Genomic DNA, 15,654 nt, shown 5'->3' with positions numbered 1-15,654 from the left:
TGCAGTGACCCGCAGTTACCAGATCCGTACGTTCGGTTGTCAAATGAACGTGCACGACTCCGAGCGGCTCGCCGGACTGCTGGAAGACGCTGGCTACGCGCGGGCCACCGAGGACGAGCAGGCCGACGTCGTCGTCTTCAACACCTGCGCGGTCCGCGAGAACGCCGACAACAAGCTCTACGGCACGCTCGGCCACCTCGCCCCGCGCAAGGCGGCGAAGCCCGGCATGCAGATCGCCGTCGGCGGCTGCCTCGCGCAGAAGGACCGCAGCGAGATCGTCCGGCGTGCCCCCTGGGTGGACGTCGTGTTCGGCACGCACAACATCGGTTCGCTGCCGGTGCTGCTCGAACGCGCCCGCCACAACTCCGAGGCGCAGGTCGAGATCCTCGACGCGCTGGAGACGTTCCCGTCGTCGCTGCCCGCCGCGCGTGACTCCGCCTACTCGGGCTGGGTGTCGATCTCGGTGGGCTGCAACAACACCTGCACGTTCTGCATCGTCCCGTCGCTGCGCGGCAAGGAGAAGGACCGCCGCCCCGGCGACGTGCTCGCCGAGGTGCAGACGCTCGTGGACGAGGGCGTGCTGGAGGTGACGCTGCTCGGGCAGAACGTCAACTCCTACGGCGTCGAGTTCGGCGACAAGCTCGCGTTCGGCAAGCTGCTGCGCGCCTGCGGTGACATCGACGGCCTGGAGCGCGTGCGCTTCACCTCGCCGCACCCCAAGGACTTCACCGACGACGTCATCGCCGCCATGGCCGAGACGCCGAACGTGTGCCACAGCCTGCACATGCCGCTGCAGTCCGGGTCCGACCGCCTGCTCAAGGCGATGCGCCGCTCGTACCGCACGGAGAAGTACCTGGGGATCATCGAGAAGGTCCGTGCCGCCATGCCGGACGCCGCGATCACCACCGACATCATCGTCGGCTTCCCCGGTGAGACCGAGGAGGACTTCCAGGGCACGCTCGACGTGGTGCGCCAGGCCCGATTCTCGTCGGCGTTCACGTTCCAGTACTCCAAGCGTCCCGGCACACCCGCCGCCGACCTGCCGGACCAGCTGCCCAAGGCCGTCGTGCAGGAGCGCTTCGACCGGCTCGTGACGCTGCAGAACGAGATGACCCACTCGTTGAACATCGAGCAGGTCGGCCGCACCGTCGAGGTCCTCGTGGCCACCGGTGAGGGCAAGCGCGACGCCGAGACGCACCGCATGAGCGGCCGTGCCCGGGACGGACGTCTCGTGCACTTCACGCCCGGCGCGACCGTCCCGCGTCCCGGTGACGTGGTCGAGACCGTCGTGACGTACGCGGCCCCGCACTACCTGGTCGCGGACGGCGAACCGCTGTCGTGGCGGCGTACCACGGCCGGTGACCGCTCCGAGGCCGGCATCAAGCCCAAGACCGCGGGCGTCGGCCTCGGTCTGCCGTCGTTCGGGGCACCCGCGCCGCTGCCCGCAGTCTCGGGGTGTGCGGCCCAGTGAGTGATGAGGACTTCTTGCGCAAGGAAATCGACGCGGTGGAGCACCAGGCGGCCAAGCGCATCGACCCCGGCACAGGCGCGCTGACGATCTCCATCGCCGTGCTCGCGCTGCTGGTGTCGTTGGTCCTGCCGTGGATCGGGGAGCACTCGGGGCTGCGGGTGGTGCTCGGTGAGTCGGAGCTGTTCCTGCCGCGGCTGTTCTCGTACTTCGCGCTCGGCGTCGGCGTGCTGGGTTCCGGCATCACGCTGGCGGTGCGGCGCTGGGGCCTCGCTTGGGTGTGCTCGCTGGGGCTGTTCGCCGGGTCGATCATCGGCGTGCTGTCGATCTGGACGCAGCAGACAACGACGAGCAACAAGACCGTCGGCCCCGGACCCGGCATCGGCCTCGTCATCGCGGTGGTCGCGGTGATCGTCCTGCTGGTGAAGTGGGTGAAGATCGCGGCCTCGCGCCCGCCCCAGCTGTAGCGACGCGTAACGCCCGCTGTAAGCGCCTGAGGGCCTCTCTCCGCTACGGGAGAGAGGCCCTCAGGGTGGTGAGGACTAGCGGGTCGCCAGCGCCTGCTCAGCGGCAGCGAGCCACTCGCGCCACTGCGCCGCCTGCGCCTCGGCCTGCTCGGTGCGGCGCTTGTCGCCCGCGGCACGGGCCTTCGCGGCCTGCGCCTCGAACTGCTCCACGCGCTCGCGGAACTGCGCCACGCGGGCCTCGGCCTCGGGGTCGGAACGACGCCACTGGGCGTCGACCGCGCCGCGGACCTTCTCCTCGATCGCGCGGAGCTTGCCCTCGAACTCGCGGATGCGCTCGCGCGGCACCTTGCCGATCGCGTCCCAGCGCTCCTGGATCTTGTAGAGGTGCGCGCGCGCCGACTCGAGGTCGGTCGACGGGTCGATGCCCTCGGCCTCGGCGAGCAGCTCCTCCTTCAGCTTCGCGTTGGCCGCGAACTCGGCGTCACGCTCGCTGAACGCCTCGGAGCGCTTCTGGAAGAACGCGTCCTGCGCGGCCCGGAACCGCTGCCACAGCGCGTCGTCGGCCTCCTTGGGCGCACGCCCGGCGGCCTTCCACTCGACCATCAGCTCCTTGTAGCGAGCGGCCGTGGGGCCCCAGTCGTCGGAGTCGACGAGCTTCTCGGCCTCCTCGACCAGCGCCTGCTTGGAGGACTTCGCCACCGAGCGCTGGCGGTCGAGGTCCGCGAAGTGCGAGCCGCGACGGCGGTTGAACGCGTCACGGGCCTTCGAGAACCGGCGCCACAGCTGCTCGTCGGTCTTGCGGTCGACGCCGCGGATGGTCTTCCACTCGTCGAGGATCTGGCGCAGCCGGTCGCCCGCGACCTTCCACTGGGTCGACTCGTTCGCGATCGACTCGGCCTCGTCGACCAGCGCCTGCTTGCGCGCCACGGACTGGGCTCGGGCGGCCTCCTTGGCCTCCTTCGCCTTCTCCATGCCGGCCTCTGCCTGGACCAGCACGTGCTCGACACGGGCGGCCAGCGCCTTCAGGTCACCGACGACGGCGGCCTCGGCGAGCTGCTCCTTGACGTGCTTCGCGCTGGTCAGGGCGTGCTTGGGGTCGCCGGCGCCGGACGCGAGCCGCGACACCAGCAGCTCGACCTCGGTGCGCAGGTCGTCGAAACGCCGCGCGAAGTGCGCGAGGCCCTCGACCGGCTCACCGGCCTGCCACGACCCGACGGCGCGCTCGCCGTCCTCGGTCTTCACGTACACGGTGCCGTCGGCGTCGACGCGCCCCCAGCGGTCAGGGTGGTCCGACGCCACGGGGACGGCCGGAGGCGTCGCCTGCGCGGTCTCCTTCGGCGTTTCCTCGACCACACCCTCGGCTACGACCTCCACGGGGGTGGCCTCGGCCACGGCCTCCGGTGTGCTGTCCTGCTCCGACATCGCCGGTTCCTCCCATCTGACGCCCGTGCCTGCCACGGGCGCCCCGCCAGAAGCGGGGCCGATGCAATACGGGCGCTGGAGGGTCTCCCGTCCCCAGTTCCCCGCGCGCATTCAAACAGGTCAGAGCTCGACTCGGTACTGGGAGTCCACGATAGGTAGCCTCGTCCGTCGTGATCACCCGTGTCGCGGTGGTGCCGCACCCACCTCTTCTGGTGCCGGAACTGGTCGTCGGAGCAGCCGCCGAGACCGAGCCCGTGCGTGCCGCAACCCTTGCCGCAGCAGGAAAACTCCCCGGTCCGTGGATCGCCGTGGCCGTGGACGACGGTGGCCGGGCGACGTATCGGCCGCCGTTGTCGGGAACTTTTCTCGGTTATGGGGTCGATGTCCCTGTGTCACTCGGCGGTGACCTGCCGCCGAATGCCACGATTCCGTTGCCGGTACTGGTCACCGCATGGCTGCGGGAACGCTGCGCAGCCGAGGTGTCACGCATCGAACTCATCCCGCGTGACCTGCCGGTTTCCGACTGTGTCTCGTTTGGACGGGAACTCGCCGACGAGGACGCCGGGCTGCTGGTCCTCGGCGACGGCTCCACGCGGCACGGCCCGCGCTCGCCGGGTTCGGACGACCAGCGTTCGGGACCTTTCGACGCTCTGGTCCACAGTCTGCTGGCCGCCGCCGACGTGGACGGCCTGCTCGACCTCGATCCGGACCTCGCCCGTGAGCTGGGCGCGCAGGGACGTGCGGCGTGGCAGGTCCTCGCCGGCGTGCCCGGACCGTGGCGCTGCTCGGGCGCCGAGTTCTTCGCACCGTTCGGCGTGGGCTACCACGTCGCCGTCTGGGAGCGCCCGTGATCACCCCCATCGCTGTCGTCGGACCCACCGCGACCGGCAAGTCCGACCTGGCCGTCGCGCTCGCGGAGCGGTTCGGGGGAGAGGTCGTCAACGCCGACGCCATGCAGCTCTACCGCGGCATGGACATCGGCACGGCGAAGATGCCGGTGTCCGAGCGCCGTGGTGTGCCTCACCACCTGTTCGACGTCCTCTCCGTCACCGAGACCGCGTCGGTGGCGGCCTACCAGCGCGAAACGCGTGCCGTCATCGAGGACCTGCTCGCCGCCGGACGGCCACCGGTCCTCGTCGGCGGCTCCGGCCTGTACGTCCAGGCGGTGCTCGACGACCTGAAGTTCCCCGGCACCGACGACGCCGTGCGGGAGCGGTTCGAGGCGGAACTGGCCACGGTGGGCCCGGAGGCGTTGCACCGGCGGCTGCAGGAGCTCGACCCGGCCGCCGCGATCGCGATCCTGCCGTCCAACGGCCGCCGCATCGTGCGCGCGCTGGAGGTCATCGAGCTGACCGGGCAGCCGTTCTCCGCGAACCTGCCCAAACCCGGTCCCGCGCGCTACGGCACCGTCCAGATCGGTGTGGACCGCGAGGTGTCCGAACTGGACTCGCGCGTCGACCAGCGCGTGGACGTGATGTTCGCCTCGGGTCTCGAAGACGAGGTGCGTGCTCTGGTCCGCCTCGGCCTGCGCGACGGCAAGACGGCGTCGCGCGCGCTGGGCTACCAGCAGGTGCTGTCCGCAATGGACGGCGCGTGCACGATCGACTTCGCCGCGGAGGAGACCAAGCGCGCCACCCGCCGGTTCGTGCGCCGGCAACGGTCGTGGTTCCGGCGTGACCAGCGCATCACCTGGCTCGACGGTGCTCGGCCGGATCTCGTGGACGCCGCCGGTAATCTGGTGCCGTGGAGTTCGTGAAGGGGCACGGCACGGAGAACGACTTCGTCATCCTCCCCGACCTCGATGACCAGCTGAACCTGACCGTCGCACGCGTGCAGGCGCTGTGCGACCGGCAGCGCGGCCTGGGCGCCGACGGCGTGCTGCGCGTCGTGCGGCCCGGTGGCGATTCCGCGGCCAAGTGGTTCATGGACTACCGCAACGCCGACGGCTCCATCGCCGAGATGTGCGGCAACGGCCTGCGCGTCTTCGCCCGCTACCTCGTCGACGCGGGCCACCAGCCGCAGGGCGAGTTCGTCGTCGGGACGCGCGCCGGTGACAGGACCGTGGTGACGCACCCGGACGGCACCGTCACGAACGACATGGGCCCCGCGCGGGTCACCGGCACGTCCATCGCCGCCGTCGACGGCCAGGGCATCGGCGGGTTCGCGGTCGACGTCGGCAACCCGCACCTGGCGTGCGTCACGGACGCCGCCGTCGACGGCTTCGACCTCACCGTGCCTCCGGGCTTCGACCCGGTGATGTTCCCGCACGGCGTGAACGTCGAGCTGATCAACGTGCTGGACGCCGGCGACTCGTCCGGCCGCGACGGCGCGCTCAAGATGCGTGTCTACGAACGCGGCGTCGGCGAGACCCGCTCGTGCGGCACCGGCACCGTCGCGTCCGTCGCCTCGTGGCTCGCCGGTCAGGGCAGGACGACCGGCTCGGCGTCCGTCGACGTCCTCGGCGGTCAGGTGTTCGTCACCATCGAGCCGACGACGTCGACGCTCACCGGACCCGCCGTGCTCGTCGCGCGCGGCGAGCTCGACAAGTCCTGGTGGGATGCACTCGCCTGATATCCGATATATCAGTTAGAGCTTGTAAGTCTCGATCTTCCCGAGCCGGTCGGGCCTGACCACGGACGGGTTCGAGTCCGGCGCCGTCAGGCACACGAGGTGGTCGTCGACGACGGCGACGGCGAAGCACGTCTGCGTCGTCTCCACCCGGTGCGTGATCGTGCCGCCCTCGGTCACCCGGAACACCGCCGGCTGCAACGCCGGCGCCACCCACACGCCGTCGCCGTCACCCGCGATCCCGTCCGGCGCGATGCCGAACTCCTTCACATCGGCCCACACCCTGCGGTTTTGCAACGATCCGTTGCGGTCGACCGAAAACGAAGTGAGCTGGAATGCAACGGTCTCGGCGACGACGAGGAGGTGGCCGCTCTCCGACTCGCCCGTCGGGTCGGGCAGCAGCGCCATGCCGTTCGGGAACTTGAGGTCCTCGGCGGCGACGCTGACGGACCCGTCGGGCCCGACGAGGGCGAGCGCGGCGCCCTGCGGGTCGAAGTCCGGTTCGAGCAGGCGTGCGATGCCGACCTCGTCGATGAGGCCGTGCAGGTCGAAGCCGAAGTTGCCGACGTAGGCGCGGCCCTCGCCGTCGACGAGCATGTCGTTGGCGTGGAAGGTCGCGATATCCGATATATCAGCGTGCAGGACGAGGTCGTCGCCCTCGAGCCGGCGCACCGTGCGGTCGAGCATCGAGACTACGAGCAGGCGTCCGTCGGGCAGCCAGCCGAGCCCGGAGGGCTGGCCGTCGAAGGCGACGACGACCTCGTCGTCGCCCGTCGTGAGGTCGAGGGCGTGCACTTCGCCCGCGTAGAAGTCGGAGTAGTAGAGGCGTCCGTCGGGCCCGCGTCGCGGTCCCTCGCCGAAGTGGAGACCTTCCCGAAGCACCGTGGTACCTGCATGTTCAGCGTCAGCCATGGGCCTCGACGCTAGACGGGGCGGGCAGGTCCCGCATAGACCGCAGCGGGGAGAGCAGCACCCAGACAACACCGGCCACCGAACCGACGAGCGAGATCCACAACGTCGGGACCACCCCGAGCCACGAGCCGAGCCCGCCGCCCGCCAGCGCGCCCAGCGGCGTCGCGCCCCACACCACCCAGCGGATCGAGGCGTTCATCCGGCCCATCAGGTGGTCCGGGCAGATCGCCTGCCGGTAGCTCACCTGGCCGACGTTGTAGACGATGATGCCGAACGTGCTCACCGCGAGCCCGACCATCGGCAGCACCAGGCCCCAGCCCGGCGAGACGAACGGCAGCAGCAAGGTGAACGGCCAGGTCACGACCGGGATGAGCCAGATCATCCTGGCCTGCCCGACGGCCTTGCCGAGCCGGTAGGCGACCGCCGCGCCGAGCACGCCGCCGACGCCGCCCGCGCTCAGCACGAGGCCCGCCGTGCCCTCGTTCAGGCCGGCGAAGTTCAACAGGAACAGGATCATCACGGCGTTCTGGATGCCGTGGAAGAAGTTCGACGTGCCGGTGCAGGCGACGATCATCCGGAGCGTGACGTTGCCGAACACGAACCGCAGGCCCTCCATGACCTCGCGGCGCAGGTGCGGGTCGGGGTGACGTTCCGGCGCGGTCTCCACCTTCCTGATCCGGAACAGGAAGAACGCCGAGCTCAGGTAGCCCAGGCCGGTGGCGAGCACGCCGTTGGCCGCGCCGAGGAACTGCGCCACGTACCCGCCGATCGCCGGTCCCGACACCTCGGCCACGGACATGCTGGCCTGCAGTTTCGAGTTGCCGTCGACGAGCTGGTCGCGCCCGACCAGTGACGGCAGATAGGACTGGTAGGCGACGTCGAAGAAGACGGTGCACACGCCGACCGCGAGGCTCACGATGACGAGTTGTGGCAGGTCGAGCGCGTCCAGCCACCACGCGACGGGCACGCTCAGCAGCAGCGCGGCGCGGGCGACGTCCATCGCGATCATCAGCGGCTTGCGGCGCATGCGGTCGACCCAGACGCCCGCGGGAAGCCCGATCAGCAGGAACGCCATCGTGCCCGCCGCGGCCAGCAGCCCCATCTCGAACGGTGTCGCGTTCAGCACACCCGCCGCGAGCAGCGGGATCACGGTCATGCCGATCGTCGAGCCGAACTGGCTGATGGTGTCGCCGATCCAGAGCCGGCGGAAGTCGTGATGCCCCCAAAGCGCCATGCCGGGGAGTCTGCGCCGAGTGATTGGAAACTGTCAATCACTTAGACTGGGGCCGTGCCACTCTCCCGGAAGCGACGTCCCGCGACGAGCGAGGAGGCCGCGGCTCTCAGCTCTGACCTGCGGCTTCGGATGATCCGCATGACGTTCGACCGCCCGCTCACCAACAAGGAGCTGGCGCAGCGGCTCGGCAAGGACCCGGCCACGACGCTGCACCACGTGCGCAAGCTCGTCGCCGCCGGATTCCTGGAGGCCATGCCGTCGCGGGCGGGCAACCGGGGCGCGAAGGAGATCCCCTATCGGTCGACAGGCCTGTCGTGGCAGCTCGACAACAGCGAAAATATGGTCGCCGTCGGCGAGGCGATGCTGCACGCTTTCCTCGGCGAGGTTGCCGACATCGGGCTCAGTGACGTGGATCAGAGCCGCCTGGTCGTCACCGTCGACCCGGAGGAACTAAAGCGGCGGCTCGCGACGTTGATGGATGAGCTGGCCGCGCAACCGGTCAAGCCGGATGTTCCCCGTGTGGCGATCTACCTCGCGGTGTATCCGGGGGACTAACTGTCCGTGGGACGATGAAGGGCAAATGACGGAAAACATCCAGAGCACAGAGTTCGACCCGGAGTTCGACGGCACCTGGGAAGAGGAGGACTTCTCCACAGGTGACTACGAACGTGTCGAGCGCGCCGCACTGCGTCGTGTCGCGGGCCTGTCCACCGAGCTCGAGGACATCACCGAGGTCGAGTACCGGCAGCTCCGCCTGGAGCGGGTCGTGCTCGTCGGGGTGTGGACCGAGGGCACCGCCGCGGACTCCGACGCGTCGATGGCCGAACTGGCCCGCCTCGCCGAAACCGCAGGTTCCGAGGTGCTCGAAGGCGTCGTGCAGCGCCGCGACAAGCCCGACGCCGCGACGTACATCGGGTCCGGCAAGGTCTCCGAACTGCGTGACGTGGTGCAGGCGACCGGCGCGGACACCGTGATCTGCGACGGTGAGCTCTCTCCCGGCCAGCTGCGTCAGCTGGAGGAGAAGCTCAAGGTCAAGGTCATCGACCGCACCGCGCTCATCCTGGACATCTTCGCGCAGCACGCGCGGTCCAAGGAGGGCAAGGCGCAGGTCGAGCTGGCCCAGCTGCAGTACCTGATGCCGCGCCTGCGCGGCTGGGGTGAGACGTTGTCGCGGCAGGCCGGTGGACGTGCCGGTGGCGGCAACGGCGGTGTGGGTCTGCGCGGTCCCGGTGAGACCAAGATCGAGACCGACCGGCGCCGGATCCGCGCGCGCATCGCCAAGCTGCGCCGCGAGATCGCCGCGATCGGCGTCATCCGCGAGACCAAGCGCGGCCGCCGCACGGCGAACGAGATCCCGAGCGTCGCCATCGCGGGCTACACGAACGCGGGCAAGTCGTCGCTGCTCAACGCGCTGACGGGCGCCGGTGTCCTGGTGGAGGACGCGCTGTTCGCCACCCTCGACCCGACGACGCGCCGCTCGCTGACGCCCGAAGGCCTGCCGTACACGCTGACGGACACGGTCGGCTTCGTCCGGCACCTGCCGCACCAGCTGGTCGAGGCGTTCCGCTCGACGCTCGAGGAGGTCGGCCAGTCCGATCTGCTCGTGCACGTGGTCGACGGCTCCGACGGCATGCCGGAGAAGCAGGTCAAGGCCGTGCGCGAGGTCCTCGCCGAGATCAACGACGAGTCCGGCACGCCGATGCCGCGCGAGCTGCTCGTCGTGAACAAGATCGACGCCGTGGGCGACCTGGGCATGGCCCGGCTGCGGCACCTGTTCCCGGACGCGTCGTTCGTGTCGGCGCACTCGGGTCTCGGCATCGAGGAACTGCGGGTCCGGATCGCCGAGCTGATGCCACGTCCCGAGGTCGTGGTCGAGGCTCTCGTGCCGTACGCGCGCGGCGAGGTCGTCGCTCGCGTGCACCGCGACGGCGAGGTGCTGTCCGAGAAGCACACGGAGTCGGGCACGCTGCTCAACGCCCGCGTACGCCCGGACCTCGCCGGTGTGCTCGAGGAGTTCGCGACGAACGGGACACCTGCTTGATCCTCCCGCCTCCACCGGTGGACGTGTGCCCGGTAGCCATGCAGGAGCTCTCCGGGCTCACGTCCGACGGGAAACAGTTCTTCGCCGTCAGCGACAGCGACAACGGCACGCTGCGCATCCAGGTCATGGGCCGTGACTGCGTGGTGACGCGCACGATCACCGCGCCCGTCGACCCGTACGACGTCGAAGACCTGGCGATGACGCCGGACGGCACCCTCTGGGCCTCCGACACCGGCGACAACCGGAAGTCCCGCTCCACGGTCGGCGTGCACAAGGTCTCGCCAACGGGTGCCGTGGAGCGGTTCCGCGTCACGTACCCGGATGGCAAGCACGACGCCGAGGCGTTGTTCGTCGACAAGTCCGGTGTGCCGTACATCGTCACCAAGGAGCCGCTCGGTTCCGCACTGGTATATCGCCCGACGGCCCCGCTCCGAACTGATATATCGGTGCCGTTGGAGCAGGTCGCACGCGTGTCGCTGTCGACGACGGACACACCCGGCGGCCCTCTGGAGGGCAGCCTCGACTCGCGCCTGGTGACCGGGGCGGCGGCCACGGCCGACGGCTCCGTCATCGCCCTGCGCACCTACACCGACGCTTACCTCTACCCGGTCCCCGACGGCGACATCGTCAAGGCCCTGTCCGGCGACCCGGTCCGCGTCCCGCTGCCGAACGAGTCCCAGGGCGAGGCCATCGCCTTCGCCCCGGACGGCACCCTGTTCTCCGCCTCCGAAGGCGCCGGCACCGCGATCCGCGCCGTCGCGGGCGCCGCGGCACTGGCCCAGCCACCCGCTCCGACGACCACGGCACCGCCACCCGCCGCCGACCAGCCACAGGCCGTGCCCCCGGACTCGTCGAGCGGCTCCTGGCAGAACTGGCCCCTGGCACTCACCCTGGGCGGCATCGTGTTGGTCGCTGCCCTGGTCATCGGCCTGCGCTTCCGCCGCCGAGCCTGACCGCCGTCAGTCCGCGCCCGGCGAGGTGGCAGCGGCGAAGGCCCGCTCGACCTTGCTCGCCGCCGCCTTCGTCGCACCGCGCTGACTCAGGTGCGAGTAGGCGATGAGGCCCGCACTGCCGACGACATTCGCCACGGTCAGCGCGATGTAGAGCCACGCCCGCTCGTGTCCCCACGCGCCGGGTGTAGCCGTGCGAAGCGCTTGCGCCAAGCCGATCACCGCGCTGGCGGCGTACACGACGACGGCGGTCAGCAGGAGGACCTTGACCTGCCGGTGAGACCGCCCGCCCTCCTGGACGTGCGACTGCCAGGCGACCAGCGGCAGACCGGTGCGCCGCAGGATCTCCTTCTCGAGCCCGATCTGGTACCCGATCAGGTTCCGGACCATGTTGTTCAGGTAGAGGCCGTGCAGGATCACGATCGACACGGCCAGCGGGAACCACATCAGCAGGTACCCCTTGCCGCCGCCGATCGCGACGGTGGCCGCCAGCGCGATCACCGTGCTGCCCGTGGCGAAGATGCGATCACCGGAGGTCGTGACGGTCGTGATCCGGCCGGCGACGTCTCGCGACTCGTCGACCAGCCACTCCACGATCTGCGTCTCGGTGAACCGTGGCGACGGAGTTCCCTGTGTCACGACAGCAGGCTCTCGCACCTCCCGGACTTCCTGTACCGCTGTTCTAGTCCCAGGCGACGGGCATCCGCTCCAGCCCGCCGATCACCAGACTCGCCCGGCGCGGCAACTCGTCCTCGGGCACGGCGAGCCGCAGCTTCGGGAACCGGGTGAAGAGCCCGGGAAACGCGATCTTCAGCTCGATCCGCGCGAGGTGCTGCCCGATGCACTGGTGGATACCGTGCCCGAACGCGAGGTGCCCGGCCGCACCCCGGGCGAGGTCGAGGACGTCCGGATCGGCGTACCGCGCCGGATCGCGGTTCGCCGGCCCCAGTTCGACGAACACCGTGTCGCCTTCGCGCACGACGACGTCGTCGACCTCGACATCGGCCAGCGCCGTCCGCGCCGTCGCGGGCGTCAGACTGATATATCGCAGCAGCTCCTCCACGGCGGCGTCGGGACTGGCGAGCATCGCCTCCACCCGCGCCGGTTCGCGGAGCAGTTCCAGCGTGCCGAGCGACAGCATGTTCGTCGTCGTGTCGAGGCCGCCACCGAGCAACGCCATGCTCATCGCCGCCATCTCGTCGTCGGTGAGGGCGGCACTCGATCCCGCGGCCTCCGAGTTCACGAGATCGCTCAGCACGTCATCGGTCGGCCGTGCCCGCTTGGCCGCGACCATGTCCAGCATGAACCGCTGAAGCCGCCCGAACGCGGCGTACATCGCCTCACCTGCGTCGGCTTCCGCGCCGCTGGCGCCGGTAAGCACCATCGCGTCCTGCTGGAACTCCTCCCGCCGCTCGTACGGGACGCCCAGCAACTCGCAGATCATCAACCCGGGCACCGGCACCGCGAAGTGCTCCACCAGATCCGCCGGCGAGCCCTGCGCCGCCAGCTCGTCGAGGTGCTCGGCCGTGATCACTTCGAGCCGTTCGGCGAGCAGCCGCATCCGCCGCACGGTGAACTGCCCGGTCAGCCTGCTCCGGTAGCGGGTGTGGTCCGGCGGGTCGTGGTCGGTGAACGCACCGGGCGGCGACGGCGGCGCGTCGCCTGGGCTGCCCGGCCCGAACGGGTTGTGCATCAGATCCGGCCGGATGCTGAACCGGTCGCTCGCCAGCACCGCCCGCACCGTGGCGTGGTCGTGCGCCCGCCAGCCCACGTGCCCGTCCGGAAACGTCATCGGACTCAGTGGCATCGTTCCCCCCTTGCAACGAGTGTCTTTCCCCTTCCTGCAAGCTAAAAACGTTTGCGGACGAAGTCAAAAGACTCATTGCAATGGCCTGAAGCGCAAGGCACTATGGGGTTGTGCCTGGTAAGCGGCTAGACGAGGAAGAACGCCAGCTCATCGCCCAGTTCCTGTGGGACGGGCTGGGCTACTCCGAAATCGGCAGGCGGTTGCAAAGGCCCGCCTCGACGATCCAGCGGGAGGTGGTCCGCAACGGGGGCCACAACAACTACCGGCCGGGTGCCGCGCACCGGGCGGCGAGTGAGCGGGCGATGCGCCGGATGCCCGCGGTGGACGACCTCGACGTCGACGAGGAGGCGTACGCGTTCGGGCGCAGTCCGGGCGAGGTGCAGGAGTTCCACCTGAGGCTGGTCGCGTCGTTCCGGCAGACCGGCATACCGAAGACGGCCGCCCGGATCCTCGCCGAGATCTTCATGGTCGACAAGGGCAGCCTGTCCGCCACCGAACTGGTGCTGCGGCTCTCGGTCAGCCCCGGCACCGTGTCGAGGTCGACGGCCTACTTGCAGGACCTGGGGGTGTTGCGCAGCGAGCGCGACGGCAAGCGCATGCGCTACTTCCTCGACCAGGACATCTGGTACCGGGCCTGGCTGTCCAGCGCCCAGCGCAACTCGACCTGGGCGGACACCGCGCTGGAGGGTGCCGAGATCTTCGGTCTCGGCACCCCGGTCGGCGCCCGCCTCAAGGACATGGGCCAGTTCTTCGCCTTCGTCGTGGTGGACATGGAGGCCACGCGCCAGAAATGGCTCGACTTCTTCGAGAAGAAGAAGCGGGCCCGCGGCGAAGTTACGGGAGACGCCTCAGCACGGTGACGACCTTGCCGAGGATGGTGGCCTCGTCGCCGTTGATCGGCTGGTAGGCCGTGTTGTGCGGCATCAGCCACACGTGGCCGTCCTTGCGCTTGAACGTCTTCACGGTCGCCTCGCCGTCGATCATGGCGGCGACGATCTCGCCCTGGTCGGCCGTGGGCTGCTTGCGGATCACGACCCAGTCGCCGTCGGTGATGGCGGCGTCGATCATCGAGTCACCGACGACGCGCAGCAGGAACAGCTCGCCCTCACCGACGATCTCGCGCGGCAGCGGGAACACGTCCTCGATCGACTCCTCGGCCAGGATCGGGCCACCAGCCGCGATCCGGCCGACCATCGGCACGTACGCGGGGGTCGGCTTCGACATCGGGTCGAGACCGGGGTCGATCTCGGTGGGCAGCATGCCGACCGCGCGCGGGCGGTTCGGGTCGCGGCGCAGGAAGCCCTTCCGCTCCAGCGCGCGCAGCTGGTACGCGACCGACGAGGTCGACGTCAGGCCCACGGCCTCACCGATCTCACGCACGCTCGGCGGGTAACCGAAGCGGTCGACCCAGTCGCGAATCACGTCGAGCACCTTGCGCTGCCGCAAAGTCAGGCCGGCGTTGCCCGCGATCTCGCTCACCACTGGCTCCACGAGAGCGGGGTCCGGATCGATCGTCTTGCCTGCCACGGTCGCTGTCCTCCTCGCCGCCCCCAGTTCGAATGGGATTCCGGCATCCGTCGATCTTCGTGGTCGACGGTAGTCGTGTTTGCTGCACAGATCAAACACCTGTTCGAGGTATTTGGCCGCGTGTTGTGGCGTCCGCGGAGTCAGCGTGGTAGAAATTCGCACGGACGTTCGATCGAACCCCTGTTCGATCATGGTATCTGACCTGCGATGGAGGTCGTGATGGCGGTGCTCGTCGAGAAGCGGTTGCCGGGTGTCGAGGGCAGTGACGTCGCTGCCGTCGCAGCGGGACGTCCACTCCGTTCGGGTCCTCGTGTCATGCCTCGCCGCCCGGCGACTCGGCCGCATCCGGTCGTGGTACCCGACTCGCGTGAGTCGAGCTCGTGTGAGGTCCGGCCGAAGCGCGAGTCGCTGTTCGAGCTCGTCGCCGTCGGTGTGCTGAGCGCGTTGACGGTCGTGGCGCTTGGCGTGCTCTACCTCCAGCAGGCGGGGGTCACCCCGTAGGCCTGCCCCTACATCTTGTGTTTCCACGCCCGCGATGACGTGAACTCTCCGTCATGGCGGGCATCTTTGTGTAATCGCCGCTGATCGGCGCGACGTTCCCTCGTTCGAGTGGTGTGTCGAGTTGCGTCGCCGTCCGCCGCGATCTAGGTTCTACCCCTACATCTAGTGGTTACACCGTTGTAAGTAGTCCACAGGTTGTGGGTAACCCGACCAGTGTGGCTGCTGCGATGGGTGCTGCGCAGGGAAGGGGTGAGGTGGCGTGCGGTGTCCGTTCTGCCGTCATTCGGACTCACGGGTGGTCGACTCCCGTGAGGTCGACGAGGGCCAGGTGATCCGTCGTCGTCGCTCCTGCAACAGCTGCAGCCGCAGGTTCACCACGGTCGAGGAAGCGGTTCTCGCTGTGGTCAAGCGCTCCGGGGTGACGGAGCCCTTCAGCCGCGACAAGGTGGTCGTCGGTGTGCGCAGGGCGTGCCAGGGCCGCCCGGTCGACGAGGACGCGTTCCAGCAACTCGCCCAGCGGGTGGAAGAGTCGATCCGGTCGACGGGATGTGCGGAAATCCCGAGTCATGAGGTGGGTCTGGCCATTCTCGGACCCCTGCGCGAGCTCGACGAGGTCGCTTATCTGCGCTTCGCGAGCGTTTACAGATCCTTCTCGTCCGTCGAGGACTTCGAGAAGGAAATCCTTGATCTTCGCACTGCACGGGCCGAAGCGGCTCAAGAGCAGTGATCCGCGTGCGCTGCTGAAGCGCACGCTTAC

The 15,654-nt window shown here is 69.4% G+C and carries 17 protein-coding genes; 11 read left to right on the top strand and 6 right to left on the bottom strand.

All coding sequences use genetic code 11. The annotated features are described in order from the left end of the window. Positions 1-4: 4 nt before the first annotated feature. Positions 5-1,471, top strand: coding sequence for a tRNA (N6-isopentenyl adenosine(37)-C2)-methylthiotransferase MiaB (miaB, locus tag ACRSBM_RS29595; RefSeq protein WP_434448255.1), 1,467 nt, complete (start codon positions 5-7; stop codon positions 1,469-1,471). After that, the gene (locus ACRSBM_RS29590) at positions 1,468-1,935 is read left to right on the top strand and encodes an Rv2732c family membrane protein (RefSeq protein WP_434448253.1); all 468 of its coding nucleotides are present in this window, start codon (positions 1,468-1,470) and stop codon (positions 1,933-1,935) included. Before miaB ends, ACRSBM_RS29590 begins: the two co-directional genes overlap by 4 nt. Positions 1,936-2,010: 75 nt before the next feature. Here the strand turns inward: ACRSBM_RS29590 and ACRSBM_RS29585 are convergent, their stop codons facing one another. Beyond that, positions 2,011-3,357 (bottom strand): DUF349 domain-containing protein, encoded by a 1,347-nt coding sequence (locus ACRSBM_RS29585; protein ID WP_434448251.1) that lies wholly within the window; start codon positions 3,355-3,357, stop codon positions 2,011-2,013. A 170-nt stretch (positions 3,358-3,527) separates the two neighbouring features. On the opposite strand from ACRSBM_RS29585, the gene ACRSBM_RS29580 reads away from it, so the two are divergent. Genes ACRSBM_RS29580 through dapF form a run of 3 tightly spaced genes read left to right on the top strand, consistent with a single transcriptional unit; the run spans position 3,528 to position 5,928 of the window. Continuing rightward, on the top strand, positions 3,528-4,208 hold the full coding sequence (locus tag ACRSBM_RS29580) for a hypothetical protein (RefSeq protein ID WP_434448249.1): 681 nt from the start codon (positions 3,528-3,530) through the stop codon (positions 4,206-4,208). Beyond that, positions 4,205-5,113, top strand: coding sequence for a tRNA (adenosine(37)-N6)-dimethylallyltransferase MiaA (gene miaA / locus ACRSBM_RS29575; protein ID WP_434448247.1), 909 nt, complete (start codon positions 4,205-4,207; stop codon positions 5,111-5,113). The genes ACRSBM_RS29580 and miaA overlap by 4 nt, the downstream gene beginning before the upstream one ends. Further along, positions 5,101-5,928, top strand: coding sequence for a diaminopimelate epimerase (gene dapF / locus ACRSBM_RS29570; protein ID WP_434448246.1), 828 nt, complete (start codon positions 5,101-5,103; stop codon positions 5,926-5,928). The genes miaA and dapF overlap by 13 nt, the downstream gene beginning before the upstream one ends. Positions 5,929-5,943: 15 nt before the next feature. Here dapF and ACRSBM_RS29565 read toward each other — a convergent pair whose 3' ends face one another. Further along, the gene (locus ACRSBM_RS29565; protein ID WP_434448244.1) at positions 5,944-6,837 is read right to left on the bottom strand and encodes an SMP-30/gluconolactonase/LRE family protein; all 894 of its coding nucleotides are present in this window, start codon (positions 6,835-6,837) and stop codon (positions 5,944-5,946) included. After that, entirely contained in the window at positions 6,830-8,071 is a 1,242-nt protein-coding gene (locus ACRSBM_RS29560) for an MFS transporter (protein ID WP_434448242.1), read from the bottom strand. The genes ACRSBM_RS29565 and ACRSBM_RS29560 overlap by 8 nt, the downstream gene beginning before the upstream one ends. A gap of 54 nt (positions 8,072-8,125) precedes the next feature. Here ACRSBM_RS29560 and ACRSBM_RS29555 point away from each other — a divergent pair, with 54 nt between their 5' ends. The 3 genes from ACRSBM_RS29555 to ACRSBM_RS29545 are packed head-to-tail and all read left to right on the top strand — an operon-like array spanning position 8,126 to position 11,065. Next, positions 8,126-8,626 (top strand): ArsR/SmtB family transcription factor, encoded by a 501-nt coding sequence (locus ACRSBM_RS29555; protein ID WP_434448240.1) that lies wholly within the window; start codon positions 8,126-8,128, stop codon positions 8,624-8,626. A gap of 25 nt (positions 8,627-8,651) precedes the next feature. Further along, positions 8,652-10,112 (top strand): GTPase HflX, encoded by a 1,461-nt coding sequence (gene hflX / locus ACRSBM_RS29550; protein WP_434448238.1) that lies wholly within the window; start codon positions 8,652-8,654, stop codon positions 10,110-10,112. Further along, positions 10,109-11,065 (top strand): hypothetical protein, encoded by a 957-nt coding sequence (locus ACRSBM_RS29545; protein WP_434448237.1) that lies wholly within the window; start codon positions 10,109-10,111, stop codon positions 11,063-11,065. The genes hflX and ACRSBM_RS29545 overlap by 4 nt, the downstream gene beginning before the upstream one ends. Positions 11,066-11,071: 6 nt before the next feature. Here the strand turns inward: ACRSBM_RS29545 and ACRSBM_RS29540 are convergent, their stop codons facing one another. Both ACRSBM_RS29540 and ACRSBM_RS29535 read right to left on the bottom strand, forming a co-directional pair. Beyond that, the gene (locus ACRSBM_RS29540; protein ID WP_434448235.1) at positions 11,072-11,701 is read right to left on the bottom strand and encodes a hypothetical protein; all 630 of its coding nucleotides are present in this window, start codon (positions 11,699-11,701) and stop codon (positions 11,072-11,074) included. Between the two features lie 43 nt (positions 11,702-11,744). Further along, positions 11,745-12,869, bottom strand: a complete 1,125-nt coding sequence (locus ACRSBM_RS29535; protein WP_434448233.1) for a cytochrome P450 — start codon at positions 12,867-12,869, stop codon at positions 11,745-11,747. Between the two features lie 110 nt (positions 12,870-12,979). Here ACRSBM_RS29535 and ACRSBM_RS29530 point away from each other — a divergent pair, with 110 nt between their 5' ends. Next, a complete protein-coding gene (locus ACRSBM_RS29530; protein WP_434448231.1) occupies positions 12,980-13,729 on the top strand; it encodes a helix-turn-helix domain-containing protein in 750 nt (249 codons plus the stop codon). On the opposite strand, the gene lexA is transcribed toward ACRSBM_RS29530, so the two are convergent. After that, entirely contained in the window at positions 13,704-14,381 is a 678-nt protein-coding gene (gene lexA / locus ACRSBM_RS29525; RefSeq protein WP_434453255.1) for a transcriptional repressor LexA, read from the bottom strand. The two genes, ACRSBM_RS29530 and lexA, sit on opposite strands and share 26 nt — an antisense overlap. Positions 14,382-14,603: 222 nt before the next feature. Here lexA and ACRSBM_RS29520 point away from each other — a divergent pair, with 222 nt between their 5' ends. Both ACRSBM_RS29520 and nrdR read left to right on the top strand, forming a co-directional pair. Continuing rightward, complete coding sequence (locus ACRSBM_RS29520) at positions 14,604-14,897, top strand: hypothetical protein (RefSeq protein WP_434448229.1); 294 nt, start codon at positions 14,604-14,606, stop codon at positions 14,895-14,897. Between the two features lie 259 nt (positions 14,898-15,156). Beyond that, the gene (gene nrdR, locus ACRSBM_RS29515; protein WP_053738461.1) at positions 15,157-15,624 is read left to right on the top strand and encodes a transcriptional regulator NrdR; all 468 of its coding nucleotides are present in this window, start codon (positions 15,157-15,159) and stop codon (positions 15,622-15,624) included. The last annotated feature ends 30 nt before the right edge of the window (positions 15,625-15,654 follow it).

The organism is Lentzea xerophila, assembly GCF_051094245.1.
In the GTDB taxonomy this organism is placed as follows: Bacteria; Actinomycetota; Actinomycetes; order Mycobacteriales; family Pseudonocardiaceae; genus Lentzea; species Lentzea xerophila.
Note: the sequence above shows the minus strand (reverse complement) of the source record. Positions and strands in the feature narration are given on the sequence as shown.